General features: G+C 34.3%; 19 protein-coding genes. 12 read left to right on the top strand and 7 right to left on the bottom strand.

Translation table 11 applies throughout. The features are described 5' to 3' along the window. Positions 1-25 precede the first annotated feature (25 nt). The 4 genes from IPK14_09800 (at position 26) to IPK14_09785 (ending at position 3,430) form a co-directional block, all read left to right on the top strand. Complete coding sequence (locus IPK14_09800) at positions 26-1,411, top strand: putrescine aminotransferase (protein MBK7993697.1); 1,386 nt, start codon at positions 26-28, stop codon at positions 1,409-1,411. 24 nt (positions 1,412-1,435) lie between these two features. Then, positions 1,436-1,663 carry a hypothetical protein gene (locus IPK14_09795; GenBank protein ID MBK7993696.1) on the top strand — a complete coding sequence of 76 codons (228 nt, stop codon included), beginning with the start codon at positions 1,436-1,438 and terminating at the stop codon, positions 1,661-1,663. 190 nt (positions 1,664-1,853) lie between these two features. Next, positions 1,854-2,789: a hypothetical protein gene (locus tag IPK14_09790; GenBank protein ID MBK7993695.1), complete on the top strand. Its 936-nt coding sequence runs from the start codon at positions 1,854-1,856 to the stop codon at positions 2,787-2,789. 164 nt (positions 2,790-2,953) lie between these two features. Beyond that, positions 2,954-3,430, top strand: a complete 477-nt coding sequence (locus IPK14_09785) for a ferritin (protein MBK7993694.1) — start codon at positions 2,954-2,956, stop codon at positions 3,428-3,430. Positions 3,431-3,509: 79 nt separating this feature from the next. On the opposite strand, the gene IPK14_09780 is transcribed toward IPK14_09785, so the two are convergent. The 3 genes from IPK14_09780 to rpoA form a co-directional block, all read right to left on the bottom strand. Continuing rightward, entirely contained in the window at positions 3,510-3,848 is a 339-nt protein-coding gene (locus tag IPK14_09780; protein MBK7993693.1) for a hypothetical protein, read from the bottom strand. Between the two features lie 167 nt (positions 3,849-4,015). Then, on the bottom strand, positions 4,016-4,210 hold the full coding sequence (locus tag IPK14_09775) for a hypothetical protein (protein ID MBK7993692.1): 195 nt from the start codon (positions 4,208-4,210) through the stop codon (positions 4,016-4,018). Next, positions 4,192-4,977: a DNA-directed RNA polymerase subunit alpha gene (gene rpoA, locus IPK14_09770; GenBank protein MBK7993691.1), complete on the bottom strand. Its 786-nt coding sequence runs from the start codon at positions 4,975-4,977 to the stop codon at positions 4,192-4,194. Before rpoA ends, IPK14_09775 begins: the two co-directional genes overlap by 19 nt. Positions 4,978-5,424: 447 nt before the next feature. Between rpoA and IPK14_09765 the strand changes: the two genes are divergently transcribed. The 8 genes from IPK14_09765 to cyoE all read left to right on the top strand — a co-directional run bounded on the left by IPK14_09765 (position 5,425) and on the right by cyoE (position 11,078). Continuing rightward, positions 5,425-5,883, top strand: coding sequence for an Hpt domain-containing protein (locus tag IPK14_09765; protein ID MBK7993690.1), 459 nt, complete (start codon positions 5,425-5,427; stop codon positions 5,881-5,883). A gap of 103 nt (positions 5,884-5,986) precedes the next feature. After that, on the top strand, positions 5,987-6,304 hold the full coding sequence (locus IPK14_09760) for a TMEM14 family protein (GenBank protein ID MBK7993689.1): 318 nt from the start codon (positions 5,987-5,989) through the stop codon (positions 6,302-6,304). Positions 6,305-6,322: 18 nt separating this feature from the next. Further along, entirely contained in the window at positions 6,323-6,598 is a 276-nt protein-coding gene (locus IPK14_09755) for a hypothetical protein (protein ID MBK7993688.1), read from the top strand. Position 6,599: 1 nt separating this feature from the next. After that, positions 6,600-7,391 (top strand): cytochrome c oxidase subunit II, encoded by a 792-nt coding sequence (gene coxB / locus IPK14_09750; protein MBK7993687.1) that lies wholly within the window; start codon positions 6,600-6,602, stop codon positions 7,389-7,391. Continuing rightward, a complete protein-coding gene (locus tag IPK14_09745; GenBank protein ID MBK7993686.1) occupies positions 7,391-9,130 on the top strand; it encodes a cbb3-type cytochrome c oxidase subunit I in 1,740 nt (579 codons plus the stop codon). Before coxB ends, IPK14_09745 begins: the two co-directional genes overlap by 1 nt. Positions 9,131-9,149: 19 nt before the next feature. Continuing rightward, positions 9,150-9,827, top strand: a complete 678-nt coding sequence (locus IPK14_09740; GenBank protein MBK7993685.1) for a cytochrome c oxidase subunit 3 — start codon at positions 9,150-9,152, stop codon at positions 9,825-9,827. Beyond that, entirely contained in the window at positions 9,788-10,021 is a 234-nt protein-coding gene (locus IPK14_09735) for a hypothetical protein (protein ID MBK7993684.1), read from the top strand. Before IPK14_09740 ends, IPK14_09735 begins: the two co-directional genes overlap by 40 nt. A 112-nt stretch (positions 10,022-10,133) precedes the next feature. Continuing rightward, complete coding sequence (cyoE, locus tag IPK14_09730; protein MBK7993683.1) at positions 10,134-11,078, top strand: protoheme IX farnesyltransferase; 945 nt, start codon at positions 10,134-10,136, stop codon at positions 11,076-11,078. Positions 11,079-11,158: 80 nt separating this feature from the next. Here cyoE and IPK14_09725 read toward each other — a convergent pair whose 3' ends face one another. Genes IPK14_09725 through IPK14_09710 form a run of 4 tightly spaced genes read right to left on the bottom strand, consistent with a single transcriptional unit; the run spans position 11,159 to position 18,482 of the window. Continuing rightward, positions 11,159-11,575: a hypothetical protein gene (locus IPK14_09725; GenBank protein MBK7993682.1), complete on the bottom strand. Its 417-nt coding sequence runs from the start codon at positions 11,573-11,575 to the stop codon at positions 11,159-11,161. Beyond that, a complete protein-coding gene (locus tag IPK14_09720) occupies positions 11,508-13,178 on the bottom strand; it encodes a hypothetical protein (GenBank protein MBK7993681.1) in 1,671 nt (556 codons plus the stop codon). The genes IPK14_09725 and IPK14_09720 overlap by 68 nt, the downstream gene beginning before the upstream one ends. Before the next feature lie 23 nt (positions 13,179-13,201). Continuing rightward, positions 13,202-17,086 carry an AAA family ATPase gene (locus IPK14_09715; GenBank protein MBK7993680.1) on the bottom strand — a complete coding sequence of 1,295 codons (3,885 nt, stop codon included), beginning with the start codon at positions 17,084-17,086 and terminating at the stop codon, positions 13,202-13,204. A gap of 52 nt (positions 17,087-17,138) precedes the next feature. Next, positions 17,139-18,482 (bottom strand): tetratricopeptide repeat protein, encoded by a 1,344-nt coding sequence (locus tag IPK14_09710; GenBank protein ID MBK7993679.1) that lies wholly within the window; start codon positions 18,480-18,482, stop codon positions 17,139-17,141. Between the last annotated feature and the right edge of the window lie 333 nt (positions 18,483-18,815).

The raw sequence follows: 18,815 nt of genomic DNA, 5'->3' as shown, positions 1-18,815 counted from the left end.
CCTTAAGATAAAATAAAGGTGATTTATGAAAAACTTTAAGGTCGTCACAGAACAGCCTGACGAGAAAGAATCTCGTTATCAACAAGCCATTGTAGAATCTGCTCGCTGGTTAAAAATAATCTCTTTAGACCATGTAAATGATTACCAGAAAAGACGAATTGAGCGCGATACTATAGACAATTTTAACTCCTACTATAATAAAGGGTTCTTAGAATATCGTAAGTCAATGACGGAATCAGGGCTTTACGCTGCTATTGAGTGGGATGGTCAAGGCTCAATTATTACTGACATTATGGGACGACGTTTTATTGATTGCTTGGGCGGCTATGGCATTTATAGTGCAGGGATTAAACATCCTAAAATTCTATCTGCTGTTACTACACAACTTCAAAGAATGCCTCTTTCTAGCCAAGAACTTTTTGACCCTCTACGAGGTGCCCTAGCTAATTTATTAGGTGAAATTGCTCCTGGTGATTTACAGTATAGTTTTTTTATTAATAATGGAACGGATGCTGTAGAAGGAGCAATGAAACTAGCCCGACTTTATACAAAAAAACCAGGTTTTATTAGCTGTATAAAAGGCTTTCATGGAAAATCCTATGGCAGCTTAAGTTTAATGGGTAAAGCGGCTTATCGAGTACCTTTTGAACCATTGCTGCAAGATGTTTTCTTTGTACCTTTTGGAGATGCAGAAGAAGTTGAATGGGAACTACAAAAGGCTGAAGCCGTAGGAATGGGCATTGCAGCCGTTGTTGTTGAGCCTGTACAAGGTGAAGCAGGCGCAATTGTCCCACCAGATGATTATTTTCCTAGATTACGAGAAATTTGCGACAAATTCCAAGTCTTGCTAATTGCTGATGAAGTGCAAACTGGAATGGGGCGGACAGGTAAAATGTTTGCAGTAGATCACTGGAATGTTGTTCCAGATATTATGTGCTTAGGTAAAGCTTTAGGTGGTGGAGTCATGCCGCTTTCAGCCTTTATTTCTACCCCAGAAATTTGGGGCGTTTTAGAAGAAAATCCCTTTATCCATTCATCAACTTTTGGTGGCAACCCTCTAGCTTGTGCTGCTGGAATTTCTGCAATTAATGTTACTTTAGAAGAAGATTTAGCTGGACAAGCTGCGGTGTCTGGAGAATTCTTGCTAAAAAGTTTTCGTGATATTCAATCACGCTATAAAGAATACTTAATTGATGTTAGAGGTAAAGGTTTATTAATTGGATTAGAGTTTGTTGATAATGAATTTGGCTATGCTGTTGCTGCTGGATTATTTCGACGAGGTGTTTTAGTAGCAGGAACATTGCTTAATTCTAAAGTTATAAGAATTGAACCAGCACTTAATATTTCTAAAGATCTGCTAACAGAAGTCTTAAACGCTTTTGAAGACACAATGAAGGATTTAACTTCATAAACTTAGGTAATTAAAGGTAGATGGATGGCAAGTAAAATTTTTCGTGATCCTGTTCATGGAGACATGCTTTTTAGTAGGGAAGAAGTTGCTTTAATTGACACACCACAAATGCAGCGAATGAGAGGAATAAAGCAGCTTGGCACATCGTTGCTAGTCTATCCTGGAGCGGTTCATAGTCGTTTTGAGCATTCTTTAGGAACAGCCTGGTTAGCTAGAAAAATGTTAGGAAGCAATCGCCCAAAATCATATTAGCTCTGGACGAGAATTTCCTTTTGATTCATATAGTGAAAAAGTAATTGTTAGCGCGGCACTACTTCATGATATTACCCATATTCCTTATGGTCATACTTTTGAGGATGAACGGCGAATTTTTGAACGACATGATAAAAATAAGCAAAGATTAAGCTATTTTCTGGATAGTAAACCTATTCGGTCAGCTTTAATGTCTAGTGGTATTTACTATGATGTTTTTGATATTTTAGCTGGTGATAAAGAAAAACTCTCAGCACCCTTTCATTATCAAATTGTTGCTGGAACAATTTGCGCTGATTTGTTGGACTACTTAAAACGTGATGCCTTTTTTTGTGGTGTTGCACAGGGTTATGACGAAAGAATTTTTCGCTATTTTTCTATAATTGATGGTCAATTTGTTATTGAATTGCAAAAGCGAGGTCTGTTTCGTCATGATGCACTATCAGAGCTAATAAATTTGCTTAGGATTCGTTACACTCTAACCGAGCGAGTTTATTATCATCATGCTAAGGCTGTAGCTGGAGCAATGATTTCTAAGGCTTTAGAGCTTGCGCTAGAAAACCAAAAGATCAAATTAGAAGATTTATATGAGCTAAGAGATGACAGCTTTTTATACTTTCTAAAAACTAAAACTCATAATCGTGCTGTTACTAAACTTGTAACAGCTATTGAAAATAGACAACTTTATAAACGAGTCTATTTATTGACCTTAAAGCAAAATGAATCAAAAACAGGTATTACAGCAGATGAACAAAAAGTTTTAGTGAAAAAGTTTTATTACAACGAAGATCTAGCTAGAACTAAAGCAGAACAAGAAATAACTGACCGACTAGGGCTAACAGAAGGCTCAGTAATAATTTATTGTCCTTCGGCTAGTATGGCCTTAAAAGAAGCCTCAGTCCTAGTCAAAATTGATGATCAAGCCCCAAGATCCTTAAAAGATTTTCAAAATGCAGAAATAAAAACCCTAACAGATAAACACCGCTATTTATGGCGGTTTTTTGTCTGCCTTGACCGCAAGTATGAAAATAAATTTGAACAAGTTGGACAAACTTGCGAAGAAATTTTTGGACATCCTAATATGATTAAACTTCAAAGCCAAGGGCAACTTACTTTTGAATTTTAAGGGGTGAAACTGAAAACGAATTTCAATGCTAAGTGCTTATTTATCAGATATTTAGCTTGACAAAGAAAATCTTTTTATTAATCTTTCTTCAGCAAACAACCAAGCCCTCCTGCCGGGCGCAAAGAAAAACTTAAAAAATTAGGAAAATAGAAAAGAGGCAAAAAATGTCAAATACTTACACTAATGAACAAATTATCGAGCAACTTAACAAAATTTTAAGCCTGGAGTATGCTGGAGTTGTACAATATATGCAACATAGCTTTTTGGTCAGCGGTCATCAAAGAATTGTTTATGCTGATTTTTTCCGTGAACAAAGCAAAGGAGCCTTAAAACACGCAAGCATTATTGGAGATAAAATTGTTGCTCTAGGTGGTGTTCCAACCGTTGAACCTGCAACTATTCATCAAACCACAGATTTACAAGACATGTTAGAGCAAGACTTACAACTTGAACGAGATGCTTTAGCCGCTTATATGACTGCTTGGGAAATGTCTGATAGAAATCCAACCTTAAAATTTATGTTAGAGTCCATTATCCAGGATGAACAAAATCATGTTGAAGATATGGAGAAAATGACTAGTAAAAATAGCGTAGCAGTATCAGATGGAGAAAAAGAAATTAAGTTACATCGTGCAAGCTAATACAAAATATCTAACTTCATAACAAAATAACAAAAGCCCAGCAATTGCTGGGCTTTTATCTTTTTGATTCTTACTAATTTTATGCTGATTTTCTTTCTGCAAAATTAAAATGCTTGATCTTATTAACTTCTTTATCTACAACAATATCTTTTCTATCTAGCTCATTTGTAACAGCATTTTCTGTGTTACGGAAAGCTTGTTTAAGTAGCGAACGCGCACCACCTAATAAAAATTGCAAATCTTCAGCTTGATTATTTTCAATATAAATAGTTTTTTGTGTATGCCAGCCTAAACCTTTAGAGTAAGTTGATAGCCTTAATGCTAGTTTAGGTGTTTGTTCTGTTTCTATAACTAGTTCAAGACGTTGGTTTTCTTGGTCTGAATCTAAAATTCCAATTAATCTGTCTGTGGCTTTCACCGTTGCAACCTCATTTGTAAGGGAAAATGAAAATCCTTTTCAAGTAGCAAAATTTTACTCCTGCCAACAATAAATTGTCAAGCTATTTATCTGGAAAATTTTCCTAAAATAAAAATAGCCCAAGATTTTGTTCTTGGGCTATTAAGTGGTTAATTTTAGTTACTTTATTAAATATCTTGACGAAGTTGTAGACCCATAGCACTTAGAATTTCTTTAATTTCATTTAGGGATTTACGGCCAAAATTGCGGGTCATTAGTAGTTCACGTTCAGATTTTTGAAGTAGTTCACGAAGTGTTTTAACATCAGCATTACGTAAACAATTATAAGCTCTTACAGAAAGCTCTAAATGTTCAATTGGCATATCAAGATCTTCTTCCAATTTAGCTTCACTTGGAAAATCGTCTTTAATTTCAGCAGCAATTTTTCTTCTTCGCCAGTAAAGATCCTCATATGATCTTTAATTAGCTTGGCTGCTAGTCCAAGTGATAGATCAGGCGTGATGCTTCCATTAGTCCAAATTTCTATAACTAAGCGTTCATACTCAGTACTGTCTTCTAGTCTTACAGGTTCAACTTGAAAATTAACTTTTTCAATAGGAGTATGAGCAGAGTCTACAGTAATAAAACCTATTGGTAGATCTGGATCGTAATTTCGATCAGCAGAAACATAGCGGCGACCACGTTTAACTCTTAATTCAATTTCTAAATAGCCACCTTCGGAAACTGTTGCAATATAGATATCAGGTCTTAAAATTTCAACAGTTCCATCTGTTTCAATGTCTCTAGAGTAGACTACTTTAGGGCCAGCAACAGAAATTGTTAAAGTGCATGGGTTTACACTATACATTTTTAATGGAATTCGCTTAAGGTTAAGTATTATATCTGTCGCATCTTCTACCACACCAGAGACTGGCGAGAACTCGTGCATTATTCCTTCAATACGAACTGCTGTAATTGCTCCTCCTTCAATAGAGGAAAGCAAGGATCTTCTTAAGCTATTACCAATTACATTACCAAAACCTTTTTCAAAAGGTTCAGCAAAAAATTTACCATAACGTTCAGATAAAGTTGATTCGTCACAAACAACTTTTTCTGGTCGTTTTAATTTAGTAGAAATAATAGAATCCAAGGGTTACATTCTCCTTTTTGGTAGTAGATTGAAAATTATTGATTGATGTTATTAGGTATGATCACTAGGCACTCAATAGTTTTATTTTTAACACCGAAAGCGACTAGCATAAAACAACTAAAAAGTTCTGACAATCTTAAATAGCAGATCATCATAAGCTTTTGTTAGAAGATTAAACAGTTTAGTTTTCTAAAGTAGGCAAAAATCCTCATTTGTTCAGATTTTCCCCAGGGCTATTTTCCTTATAATGTAAAAAGTTAAATAAAAGTTACTTATATTTTATTTAACTAGTAATTAACTAGTAATTAATACAATAAGATAAATAAATTTTTAGTACATGTTAATAAAGGAACAATAATTGCCCAATCAAAAGTTAAGCTAGCTTTAGAATATGCTAGTGAAACTAAGCAAGAAATAAAACACTAAAAAGCTTAAGAGGTTAATAATATGGACAATTATGATTTTGGTTTAACGACAAAAGACGATTTAGCAATAAAATTTAATTTCAACAATGAAATGCTTCAAGCTAAAAGTAAATTTGAGTCTCCTACAGCCCCATCTTTAAACTATCTTATCTTAAATGACTTACAGCAATATTTGGATCAAACTAACAATTCTGACTTATTTCTTGAAATACTTTTTACTTATCGAGAAGAAGCCCAACAAAAACTAATTGAGCTAGAACAATCAATAGCCTCTCTAGATCTGGAAAGATTACAAATAATAACCCATAGCTTAAAAGGTAGTAGTACTACTTTAGGTATAATGAAATTTGCTTCATTTTGTATTGCACTTGAACAGCTTTGTGTGGAAAAATCAATTGAACAGTCCAAATTAGTTGACTTACTTAATCAACTTAAAGAGGAATTTAAACATATTTCTAATTTACTTTTTAACCACTCTTAGAAAAAGTTTAAGCTTAAAAAATATAAAATTTAACTCAATACGCTTTAACCAAGGTGCCAAGGGTTTGTTAAATTATTGCTATTTGGTGTAAGCTAAACCGTATATGGAAAAAATTGCTACTTATTTTGTATTAGTTTATGGGTTTTTGCTTATTGCTGGTGGTGTAATTGGCTTTACACAGGCAAAAAGTAAGGCATCTTTAATTGCTGGTTCAATTTCTGGAGTTGTTATTTTAGCAAGTGGAATAATAATGCTTCAGGGTGCTAAACTAGGTACTTATTTAGCTTTAGTAGTAAGCTTAGCTCTATCCGTTGTTTTTTTTATGCGCTGGTCAAAAACTCGTGCTTTTATGCCTTCAGGAATGATGCTAATACTTAATGAAATAACTTTTATTATCGTGGTATTAAGTTTAGTTTTATAAACTTAAGCTTTTAGTTTTATGGAAATCTTAAACAATCTTTTCTTTACAAAAACTGTTTTAGAATTAAGACAAATAAATAGTTTTCTTCTACAAATAAAAACACCTGCTAATGATTGGGTGGGAATGGTTTTTAACTTTACACTTTATTTGGCTATTGTTGGTGTCTTAATTATTCTTATTTTACAAGTAAAAACATTTACGCAAAATCAAGATGTTACAGAAGTAAAAACTTGGGAAAGTATTTGGACAATAATTCCTTTACTTGCATTAGTTGGTTTGTGGTGGCTCTTTTAGTATGGCTTTAGCTATTGCTATTTTGATTTGGCTTTTAGCAATAACTATTACTGCTCTTTTTTTCTTTGGCTCGTCTTTTCCTGCCTTAGCTTCAAATTTTTCTCAAATAGATAATCAATTTTCCTTAACCCTAATCATTACGGGCATTGCTTTTTTACTGTCTCACCTTCTACTTGGCTACTTTATTCTTAAATATCAGGAAAAAAAATCATCTATAGCAAAGTATCATTTAGGTAATCTTCGCTTAGAAATAGCTTATGCTTCATTGCTTATTGTTATATTTATTACACTTGCTGCCACTAGCCAAAATATATGGAATAAAATTTATTCTTCCACTCCTAAAAATCCCTTAGAAATTGAAGCTGTTGCTAAACAGTTTGAATGGCAATTTCGCTATCATGGGTCGGATAACAAATTTGGTAGAATTGATTTAACTCAAATAGAAAAGGATAATAACCCCTTAGGTTTAGATAAAAATGACCCTGATGGAAATGATGATATTTTAACAGGTAGCGAACTTGTAGTTCCTCTTGGAGAGTCCATAAGGCTTTATTTACGATCTCAAGATGTAATTCATAGCTTTTTTGTTCCTAACTTAAGAGTTAAACAAGATGTTATGCCAGGAATGCTAATGAAATTACATTTTCAAGCTACCAAAATAGGGGAATATGAAATTGCTTGTGCTGAACTTTGTGGCTTAGGACATTACCGAATGAAAGCAAAGCTAAAAGTTGTTAGTAAAGAAGACTTTGCTGTCTGGTTAAGAAATAATACCAAAAATGATAAGAATTAATTAGGAGGATTATTTGTTTGCGCAAATATTTATTTAGCCAAGATCATAAAATTATAGGGCTACAATATTATTTGCTTGCACTATTAGCAGTTTTTGTATCTATTACTTTTTCTGTAATAATGCGTCTTAGGTTAACTTGGCCTAGTGATGTTTGGTTTATAATGTCAAAACTGCTTCCAACAGCATTTAACGAAACTGGTCAAATGACACCAGAGTTTTACCTTTCATTAATGACAATGCACGGTACAATAATGGTTTTTTTTGTGCTAACACTGGCACCACAAGCAGCTTTTGGTAATTACTTTTTGCCTTTGCAAATAGGTGCTAAAGAAATGGCTTATCCTAAATTGGGGCTAATTTCTTTTTGGCTAACATTTTTGTCTTTTTGTGTTTTGCTAAGTGCTTTTTTTGTTACAGGTGGCGCACCCTTGACGGGTTGGACGGCTTACCCTCCTTTAAGCAGTATTGTTAGCAGTCAACCAGGTCAAGCTAGAGGGATGGATCTTTGGTTGGTTAGTTTGTCAATTTTTTCTTTAGCAACAATATTAAATTCAATAAATTTTCTTATCACAGTTATTACAAAACGAACTACAGGCATGAGCTTAATGCGCTTGCCGTTGACTTGTTGGGGCTGGTTGGCTACGGCTATGGTTTCGCTGCTAGCTTTTCCTGTGCTACTAGCAGCAGGTTTATTACTTCTATTTGATAGAACTTTAGGGACAGCCTTTTTTCTTCCTTCAGGGCTGCTTATTGACGGTAAAGTTATTAGTCTAACCGATGGTTTACCACTGCTTTGGCAACATTTATTTTGGTTTTTTGGACATCCTGAAGTTTACATTGCAATTTTGCCTGCTATGGGCTTTGTTTCTCATTTTTTAGCGACTTTTTCCCGCAAACCTGTTTTTGGCTATCGCTCTATGGTTTTTGCTACCCTAGCTATTGCTCTACTTGGATTTTTAGTTTGGGGACACCATATGTTTATTGCTGGAATAAGCCCTTATTTATCAATGACATTTTCTTTACTTACTTTAACAATAGCTGTGCCTTCAGCTATAAAAACCTTAAATTGGTTTGGTACAATTTGGGGTGGAAAAATCCAACTTACTACACCAATGTTATATTCCCTAGGGTTTATTTCTTTATTTATAACTGGAGGTTTAGGAGGGATCTTTTTAGGGCAAAGTAGCCTGGATATTTACTTACATGACACTTATTTTGTTGTAGGACATTTTCATTTAATTATGGGGTCATCGGCTATCTTTGCAATTTTTGCTGCAACTGCATTTTGGTTTCCTCAAATTGTGGGCAGACAAATGAATGAAGATCTAGGAAAAGTGCATTTTTTTATTACTTTTTTAGGAGTTTATGCAATATTTCTTCCTATGCACTTTTTAGGAATAGCTGGAAATCCAAGACGTTATGCCGAAATTAGCGAGTTTCTTTATCTAAACGAGTTGCAGCCCTTACATAAATTTATCACAATTGCTATGTTGGTGACTGTTAATGTCCAACTACTATTTTTAATTAACTTAATTACTAGTATTTTTGCTGGTAAAAAGGTTAAGGAAAATCCTTGGAAAGCAACAACTCTGGAATGGACTAGTAGCTCTCCACCCTCCAAAGATAATGCTACTACTATTGTTTACCGAGGAGCATATGATTTTAGCCTGCCGGGAGCAAATAAAGATTATTTTATGCAAACAGAGGATTTGCCTAATAATTCTTTAGATAATTCTTAGGCATTTTTAAGGAGTAATTATGACATCAGTTGATATAAAAGAAAAATCTAATGATGTTACTACTGGCGGTGGAGGAAATAACAATTTAGATAACTTTCGCGGCGGTGGCGGTGGCGGAGATGATAGTAACGACAAGAATAAAACCCAGCCAAAAGAAAAAAAATCTAGTCCAATGCTTTTTTTATTATTTGCCATAATTCCTATTATAATGTTTTTTGGCGCGATTATTTTTGTTTATATTGTTCGTGAAATGGGTAAGGCTTGGAAACCTATCTCTATGCCATCAGCAGTTGTTTCTAGCACTCTAGTCTTAATTATTAGCAGTTTTACATTAGAAATTGCTCGTAGTGCTTTGAAAAATAAGCTGTTAGAAAAATTTAAGCGTTGGGTAATGATTTCTACTGTCTTAGGAATAGCTTTTTTTACTAGCCAACTAGTTGCATGGAAGCAACTTATGGCTAAAGGCGTTTATATGGAAGCTACAAACCCACATGCTACATTTTTCTATATTTTAACAGGAGTTCACGCATTACATTTGCTTGGAGGTTTGCTTGGCCTATCATATATATTGCTTGGGGCAATATACTATAGATTTACGGCTGAAAAACGAGCAGCAGTTGATGTTGCTACTGGGTACTGGCATTTTATGGATGTTTTATGGATCGTTCTTTTTGTATTACTTTTTGTTTGGAAATAATTTTTTTATTAAGTATTTTCTTCTACTTAAATACCGCTACTATATTTGCTCATTGTGCAATGTGCAAAACTACAACAGAACAAGCAATTAATTCTAGCGCAGTTAATTCGCTTGGTTTGGCAGTATTATTTTTATTTGTCCCAGCAGTAATATTTTTTGCATTAATGTTATTAGTTATTTATAAGTATAAATAGGAGATATGGATTTTTATCTGCTATCAATCGTTTTCACTAACAATGACAAATGTTATTGTTAAAAACAACAACATAAACAATAGGTTTTCAAAGGATTGTTAGGGTTTATTGGATGAGTACCGAATCAAGCATTGTACCAACAAAGGCAGAAGTATTATCTGAATCCTTGGCGGCACAAACAAATGAACAACCAAACACTAAGCTGTTGTCTACCTACCTTGAGTTAGTTAAACCACGCATTTTAATACTCTTACTATTAATTGCTATTGCTGGTTTTGGTATGGCAACAGAGAATTGGCGTAGCCTTTTGCTACTACATTTAAGTTTGGGTGTTTCATTAATTGGTGCTGCAACAGGAACACTTAATCAATGGTGGGAACGCTCAAGTGATGCAGAAATGTGGCGCACTAAGCAACGTCCTTTACCAACAAGTAGAATTACTGCTAGAAAAGCTGTTTTATTTGGTAGCCTTACGGCTTTAGCTGGAGTCTTATATTTATCATATTTTGTTAACTTAATCACAGGTCTAATAGGTTTATTTACAATACTTAGCTATATTTTTTGTTACACTCCGCTAAAACGTCGCACGCCTCTAAGTACCGTAATAGGAGCTTTTCCAGGTGCTACACCTCCATTAATTGGTTGGGCCGCAGTAACTAACCAAATTGATCTATCAGGGTTAGTGTTATTTTTAATTATGTTTTTCTGGCAATTTCCTCATTTTCTAGCTATTGCTTGGATGTATAAAGAAGATTATGCTCGCGCAGGAATCCGTATGTTGCCAATTGTTGAACCAGAGGGCTTTACAACAGGCCGACAAATCTTACTTTATGCCTTAGTTCTTTTGCCTATTAGCCTTTTACCAACAATGATTGGAATAACAGGAAAAATTTATTTTGTAGGAGCTTTATTATTAAGCTCCTGGTATCTTTACTGTAGCTTTCTAACAGCTAAAGAGCGTTCATGGCAACAAGCTAGGCGACTTTTACAATCATCTGTAATTTATTTGCCTATTTTATTTCTATTGATGTTACTAGATAAAATTTCCTTACGTTAATAGTAGATTATTAAAAATAATAATGATAAGTTTTGAGTTAATCAAAGCTTACCATTACTATTTTTTATCTTTGAGATAGCTTAAGAAGATTTTTCGCCTGCTTGTAAGTATTTCTTTAAGGTGCGTTTAGCTGAATCTTCATCAAAGGGGCGATTCTCTAAAATAGAACGTTTACGGATGTTTTCTGCAAGGCTGCCAAATAATGTAGTTAATACATGAATGCGTTCACTTAATTGAATTAAGTGTTGATCGCTAATTGTACCTTTACGATTAGCTAGCATATTGGCACAAGTGAAAAGATCGTTAACTGTTCGCTTAAGTTCTACCCTATCAGAATAAAAAACTTTTGGTAGAAATTTCATTAAATAAACTTGAATTTGTCGCATAAGTGAAGTAAGAAAAGGATTTAACTCAAGTAAAATTTTTCGTTCAATATAATCTTTTAATTGTCGCTCGGCGCGTGAGCAAATTTGCCAAATACACCAGGGTATGCTCACGTAGTAGCATAGTTCCAATAAGTCGCTCACGGTAATCTTTATAAAGGTCTTCTCTAGTTAAGTTTGGTAAATAGGTTTGTGCTAACTCTAAGTAATTTTCCTGTAAAACATGTCTTAGAATACCTAAACTATCTTCTACACGTTTGATATATTCTTCTAAAGAGCTAATTTCATTTAAGTTAATTAAATGTCCACGTTTACCAAAAACGCGCTCTGCTTCCATTTCCAAAGTAAAAGACATGCTATCAAAACGAGTTCCTAGAGGTTCATTGACTGGATAGGACTTAAGAAAATGAATTAATTGTCTAAAGTTAATCTCTATTAACTTAAACCAGTAAAAAGTAAGTTGATAATCTGTTAAATCATCTTTACTAGGGCTAACTCTGGAAACCATTCTAATTAAACGGCTTAATTCTAAAAGCAAAGGAATAACATAACGGCGTTCCCGGCGGTTATCTTCTGGAATATTCTTAAAAGCCTCTTGAAGCCGCTTATCTATAACAGTACGTTCTAAATAGTAGCGATACTTACGATGCAATATAGGATTAAAATAATTTAAATCTTTAATTACTTTGACTGCAAAATAAACAAAACCTTTTAGGTTTAAGAAAGGTAGTTGGGGTTTTTCTTGGAAATGTTCCTCTCTCATTGTTGAGCGAAGATGCTTAAAAGTATGCCTAATTAACTCTAAGTGACGAAAATAGGCATCTTCTAGGCGTGCTGATGGCTGTTGCTCAAAAAAGCTGTCTAAAGCTTTAGATATATGGGTTAAATACTCAATAAAATCTAACAGAAATATTGAATCAGGTAATACTATATTAGAAACTTTCTCGTCATTAATTTGCTTTTTAGCAAAACTATTTGTTAGAGAAATAATACTTTTTCTCAATACTGACAAAGCTTCTTTATCATCTGTTTGTTGACGATTGGCAGACGGACTACTTTCTTCATTTATAAATTCTGTAATTAAAGTTGCTTCACGTTTTCTAATTCCTTTTAAGAAATCTTTATATTGTGGTATTACTCGGTCAGACATTGAGTCTAAAGTATCAAATAGTTGCTTACCATGTAAACTATTGCTGAGTAAAGATTTAAGCTGCTCTAAATTTGTATAAGCTTTAATTAAATCTACTTCTGGAGATTTATTTCTATAATATTGTTCAACTGGTAAAGGAGTATTTTTGCGTAAGCGATGAGTTTCTTTTATATAATGAACTTCGGGTTTGACCAAAGTAATGCTATTTAGTACCTGTGTTACTGTATTAAGTAGTAATAAAGTTTTTTTAGCTGAATTTTCAGGAGTTTGTCGTCCTAAGGGGTCAGTTTCATCATAGCTATCAACATTGCTTTGCAGTAGTAAAATTAGCTCAAAATCTATATAAAGATTAGCTAGAGCTACACGTTGGTCATCAGAGGTTATTAAACGTAAGAATTCAGTGAAGCTATTTTGTTTTGTATCGCTTGGATCAGGGATTTCTCCAACTTCAACAGCAACTTCTGTAGCGGGAGAATCAGATGGAGGGGTTACTAGTTCTAAAACAGGTGTTTCTTCAACTACAGGGTTTATTTCATCTGGTAAATTTTTATCATTATCTGCTCCCATGAACTACTCCTTAAAAGTGAGGGTTATTTAGCTAAAATTTTTCTTGCTGCTTGTAAATCTGGCATTTGGAAACCTTCATTAAACCAACTATAGATTTCTTTTAGCATTTCTTGGGCTTTTTCTTTGTTTTCTGAAAGTTGCCATAGTTTAGCTAAACTAATACTTGCACGAAGTTGTAGTAGTTTAGCTTGTTGATGTTTTGCAATGTTTATGGCTTTAAGAAAACAGTTTTCTGCTTGAGCCAAATCATTGTCTAAGAGTAGTAAAATTTCACCTTTTAGGCGATACATTTCAGCATCATACCAATGATCATTGTTTTTTTCTGCAATATTGATAGCTTCTTTTAAGGTATCTAATGCAAGGCTAAGCTTATCTGTTTTGCTATAACATTCAGCCAACAGCGTCATAAAGTAAGGAACAACAAGTTCTGAGCCTGAAGAACGCCAGAAATTTACAGCTTGCTCTATTTCTTGAAGACCTGACAAGTCTGCTTTTTGTACTAAAGCCCATCCATGAACTACCATCCCAGCTAGCATCCAGTTAGGAAAGCCTTTTTCTTGAGATAATTTAATAGCTTTTTCTGATTGTTGAAGAGCTTGATCAACTCTTAAAAGGTATTGTTGGCAACAACAATCATGAATTAAAGCATAGCCCAGGCTATAAGGATGAGAAAGTTCTAGAGCTTGACTAATAGCTTCTTTTCCTCGTTTAATAGCTTGTTCAGGATAGCCCATTAAACTAAGCGGCCAGGCCTGCATTCCACGATTAGCAACATCTGGATCTTGACCATAAAGAAAAGCTAAGGTGTGGTGTTTATCAGGTGTATAAAGCTCTATGCCTTCCTGCATATGGTGTTGAGAGCTAATCAAATCCCCAGACCAAAAAATTGTATTTCCCATTGCTCTATGAGCTTCTAGTAAAATTGCTGAGTCTTTTTCTTCTTGAGCTAGTTCAAGGAGTTGTTTAGCTAAATTTGCTGCTGTTTTATAATCTGCACGGCCAATATAAAACGCCCATAAACCTCTTAATGCTGGAAATAATTTAGCCTTGTCGCCAAGCTTTTTACATAGTTCTTGTGCTTGTGTGTAAGCATTTAGCACTTCTACGGCTGCATAGCCTTTTGTAGCAATAATTGGCGCACCAATAGCTAATTGTAATTCTATTTGCCGTTCTGTGCGTTCTATGCTGTTTGGAAGAGTTTTTAATAGCTCTAAAGCTTCAGCAAAAAATCCAATGGCTTCTTGATTAACATAACGTTGAACTGCTTGATTACCAGCCTTTTGCAGGTAATCAACAGCTTTCCAAACTAATTTTGGATCAATTGCGCTATCTACAACCACTTTACACCAATGATAAGCTAGATAGGAAAAATAAGGAGCTAGATCATTTGCATAAGTCTTTTCATACCATTCAGCTACGGCTCGATGTAGTTGACGGCGTTGGGAAAATAACATTAGGTTATAAACTACATCACGGGTAATAATATGCTTAAAAATATAAGCTAAATCTGGGTCAGGACGCTCTAAAGGTGTTAAATCAAGACCTTCTAAAACCTTAAAATGTTCTGCAATACGTGCTTTATCTTCATTTATTGGATAAATATCTTGAAGGGTACGGAAAGAAAAAACTCGTCCTATCACACTTGCTACTTTAATTGTTAGTTGTTGGGCAGGTGTAAGACGATCTACACGGCTAGTTATTAGTCCCTGTATAGTGTTTGGAAGCTTTGTAGTTTTTAGCTCATTAGATTTATTAGATAGCCGACATTCTCCATTAATAATTTCAATAAAGCCTAGATCACGCATTACATAAGCTAATTCTTCGCTAAAAAAAGGATTACCTTCACTTTTTTCAATTATTAAATCTTCTACTTGTTTTGGTAAAGAATTTACTCCTAAGCGATGACAAACTAAACTTAGAGTGTCAGCAACAGATAAATTATTAAGTACTATTTTTTCTGTCTTGCTCAAAACCTGTATTTCTTTATATTCAAGTGGAATTGGCTCTGCAATTGGTCTAGTTACTATTACGGTAATTAAATTTTCTATTTGCTGACATACTAGCAGCAGCAACGCCCAAGAGCCAGAATCCAACCAATGAGCATCTTCCATAACTAAAATTAAAGGGTTTTTGCTAGCCTGCTTTAGTAGATTAATTAGTAACTCATGCACAGCATCAGCACGAGTTTTACCTATTAATTCTGCTGTATATTCATTGTCTACCCAATCCCAGGGTAAAAATACATCTAAAAGAGGCGCAGATTGTAAAGTCTTAGCATCATTAGGCAATTGTCGCAAAATATGAGTTTGTTGTTCTGTTTTATCCGCGTCAGATAAATTTTCTAGTTGAAAAAGTTGATTAACCACATTTCGCCAAGCAAAATAGGGAGTAGAGCTTTCAATTGAATCACCTTCACTAGTTAAGGTAAGAAGTTCTAGTTCTTGTGCTTGTGTAATTAACTGCTCTGTTAAGCGAGATTTACCAATTCCCGCTTCTCCTTCAATGATTATAGAACTACATTTACAGGTTTGTTTTGACAAAAGTAATTTTTCTTTTAGGAAAGCAATTTCGTTAATACGTCCTACAATAGGTGTTTTAGGGTTAGAGGGGGTTTTTGATTTTTTAGCTGTTAGTAGTGAAGGTTGGTAAATTGTTATTGGTTGTTGTTTACCTTTTATTGTAACTGGTTCTAGTGGTGTAAAATTTAATCGATTAGAGGCTACTTTAGCTGTGGTTTTATCCGTTAAAATACTTCCTTGTGCAACTTGCATTAATCTAGAAGCTAAATTTACAGTATCCCCTATAATTGTATATTCCCGCCTAACGCTACTTCCAACAGAACCGCAAAAGGTTTGTCCTGTAGTAATTCCAATAGAACTTTGTAGGCCAAGTTTTTTTAATTCCTCCTGCATTGCTATTGCTGCACGTACACCCCTTGCTGGGTCATCTTCATGAGCTAATGGAGGTAGTCCCATTGCTGCTACTAGTGAAACTCCTTTATCATCAACACTTATCTTATTAATGCTTCCTTCATACCGATACAAGCTAATTTGTAAAGCACACATAGCTTCTTGTGCTTTTTCTAAACTTTCATGATTAAGATCTGGAAGGTTGATAAATAAAACTGTAATTCTACGTAATTCTGCAAGCCAATCTGTTTGTCCGCTATCAATACGACTACGAATAGCTCCAGGAATAAAAGCTCTTATTGCTGTTGTTGCCGTAGCTTTAGGTTGTACTTTGGCTATTTCAGGGAAATATGAGTTAGTTCTTAAATTGACTAATAAAATCTTGTCATTTTTATTAATGACTTCCACTTTTTCTTTAATTAGTTCCCAAGCTTGAGAAGAAAGTAAAATTTCGCCTGCTTTGGCTAATGAATTAGCTAAAGCTATTTGATCTAGTGGATCACCAGTTACTAAAAGTTCCCAACGCCCAAAAATACCTCCTAAAGTTTGGATAGAAACTTCGCCTATATTGATAATTAGCTTAATAGCTAACTCTACATCACTAGCTACTTGGTAATTATGTAGCTCTTTTTGTACTCTTAAACAACAATCTGCTACACGTTCAGTTAATTTATTTAAGTCTTCTTTAATAAATTCTTCTGTAAATAAAACTAATAGAGCATCTCCAGCAAATTTAACAATATCACCACCATAGCTTGTAATTAGGTCTATTAATTTGCCTAAATAATTATTAAGTAAGTTTGTTAGTTCTTCTGCGCCAGATGGCCCACGCTTTGCTAAACGTTCGGTTAAGGTTGTAAAACCAGAAATATCAGCAAAAAGCACAACACAAGAAAGTTTTTTTTTGGTTGGTTTAGTAAAGTAATTAGGATCTTGTGTGGCTTGTTCTACAACTAAAGTAGGTACATAACTACTTAAAGTTTCTAGTAATGTAGACATAAAGCCGTTCCTTAATAATTAAGTATATTGCTTAGGATTAATAACAGTAAACTTATCGATTAATATATTGATTGCATAAATCCAATATATCGGATTTATCAGATAAAAAAACATCTACAAAATCTTCTGGTAAATTAGCTGACATTTCTTCTAATGCATGTCTAGCTTCACGTAAATAAGTTTTTGCTTCAGCTACCCTATTTTGAGCAACAAAACATCTTCCCATTGTGCTAGAAGCAATCATAAGTGTATAGCGAAATTGATGTTCACGAGATATTTTTCTTGCTTGTCGGCAAGCTTCTAAAGCTTTGTCTATTTGATTAGAGCTAAAGTAACAAAGACTAATTTTAGCTAAAGCTTCTGCTAGACGGTAATGATAATTTAACGAAGCAAAAAACTCTATGGCTTGTTCATAATTTGTAATTGCTTCAGTAAATTTTCCAACATACTGATATATTTCTGCTAGTTCAGCATGAGCGCGACTAACATGTAATCTATTACTAGATTTTTTACTTAACTGTAAGACTTGATTGGCTGTTTCTTCTGCTAAAGAAAACTCTTTACGATATAAAAATATAGGAATCATTGTGCTACGGGCAATTAACTGAGCAAATAAATTAATATTAGTAGATTGTTCTAAACCTCGATGACAACAATCTTCTGCTAAGTCAAATTGTCTACATTGGGCGTAAGTTGTGCCAAGTAAACCAAGTGTTCTGGTGTATTGAGAAGTTTCACCAGCAATTTCTAAGTGTTCTAGAGCGCGTTGATAGTGTTTTATAGCTTGACCAAGAAGGCCAACCTGCATATCAGCTAATGCTAAAGCAGTGTAGGCAAAACCTTTAGCTTGTGATGAACTGCCAGCAACGGCCATTAGCCAACGAGCAGCACCTTCTAATTCTTTTGGATTAAAGGACTTAGATAAAGTAAAGCCTGATAAAGCTGCTAGTCTTTGAACTGTATCGCCACTACGCTCAAATATTGCTATTGCTTCTGTAAAATGTTTTTGTGCTTGAGGATAATCAGTTAAGAGGAGTTGTAGCATACCCATTTCTTTTAGCACACTTCCATGTAGTTGTGGCTCTGCTACTTTTTGACTAATCATTAAGGCTTCTTCTAAATGGCTTAAGGCTACATCTGCTCTACCACGTAACGAGGCTAGCGAGCCTAACCCAAGTCGATAAGTGCTAAGAAGACGTAAAAATTTTCTGTAATGAATATCTGTTGGCATATCAGCTAAAGCGTCTTTAGCCCATTCCAAATAATTGGATTGCTCACTTGCTGAGCCTGCTTGTCTTTCTTGTTCAGCAGCACGAACAGAATATTCAAAAGTTTTTTCTGCTACTCCAGCATTACGGTAATGATAAGCAATTTGTGGCGTTACTTTTTCTATCATCCCTGAAAAACATTTTTGTAGGGCTTCAGCTCCTTTTTCATGTAACTGGCGTTTTCTTCGCTTACTTAGATTTTGATAAAGTATTTGTTGGATAGTATTATGATGGAAAATATAGCGATCTTCAGTTTGTCCACCTATTTCATCGATAAGGCTACGTCTAATGGCTGTTTCTAAAATATAAATAAGCTCTTCTTCATCTAATTGGGTAACGGTTTGTAGAAAAATAAACCCAAATTCATTGCCAATTACAGAGGCTTGGCTAAGTACATCTAAAATAGGTTTGTCTAATTGTTTTAATTTTAGTTCTATTAAATCTGAAATAGATTTTGGTAA

It is taken from the genome of Blastocatellia bacterium, from assembly GCA_016713405.1.
Classification (GTDB): domain Bacteria; phylum Acidobacteriota; class Blastocatellia; order Chloracidobacteriales; family JADJPF01; genus JADJPF01.
Note: the sequence above shows the minus strand (reverse complement) of the source record. Positions and strands in the feature narration are given on the sequence as shown.

Coding starts and splice junctions, on each gene's coding strand:
- IPK14_09795 (MBK7993696.1), top strand. CDS start 1,436: ATGGCAAGTAAAATTTTTCGTGATCCTGTTCATGGAGACATGCTTTTT.
- IPK14_09755 (MBK7993688.1), top strand. CDS start 6,323: ATGGAAATCTTAAACAATCTTTTCTTTACAAAAACTGTTTTAGAATTA.
- IPK14_09800 (MBK7993697.1), top strand. CDS start 26: ATGAAAAACTTTAAGGTCGTCACAGAACAGCCTGACGAGAAAGAATCT.
- IPK14_09775 (MBK7993692.1), bottom strand. CDS start 4,210: ATGCCAATTGAACATTTAGAGCTTTCTGTAAGAGCTTATAATTGTTTA.
- IPK14_09785 (MBK7993694.1), top strand. CDS start 2,954: ATGTCAAATACTTACACTAATGAACAAATTATCGAGCAACTTAACAAA.
- IPK14_09760 (MBK7993689.1), top strand. CDS start 5,987: ATGGAAAAAATTGCTACTTATTTTGTATTAGTTTATGGGTTTTTGCTT.
- IPK14_09715 (MBK7993680.1), bottom strand. CDS start 17,086: ATGTCTACATTACTAGAAACTTTAAGTAGTTATGTACCTACTTTAGTT.
- IPK14_09740 (MBK7993685.1), top strand. CDS start 9,150: ATGACATCAGTTGATATAAAAGAAAAATCTAATGATGTTACTACTGGC.
- IPK14_09765 (MBK7993690.1), top strand. CDS start 5,425: ATGGACAATTATGATTTTGGTTTAACGACAAAAGACGATTTAGCAATA.
- IPK14_09790 (MBK7993695.1), top strand. CDS start 1,854: ATGTCTAGTGGTATTTACTATGATGTTTTTGATATTTTAGCTGGTGAT.
- coxB (MBK7993687.1), top strand. CDS start 6,600: ATGGCTTTAGCTATTGCTATTTTGATTTGGCTTTTAGCAATAACTATT.
- IPK14_09710 (MBK7993679.1), bottom strand. CDS start 18,482: ATGATAGAAAAAGTAACGCCACAAATTGCTTATCATTACCGTAATGCT.
- IPK14_09735 (MBK7993684.1), top strand. CDS start 9,788: ATGGATCGTTCTTTTTGTATTACTTTTTGTTTGGAAATAATTTTTTTA.
- IPK14_09720 (MBK7993681.1), bottom strand. CDS start 13,178: ATGGGAGCAGATAATGATAAAAATTTACCAGATGAAATAAACCCTGTA.
- cyoE (MBK7993683.1), top strand. CDS start 10,134: ATGAGTACCGAATCAAGCATTGTACCAACAAAGGCAGAAGTATTATCT.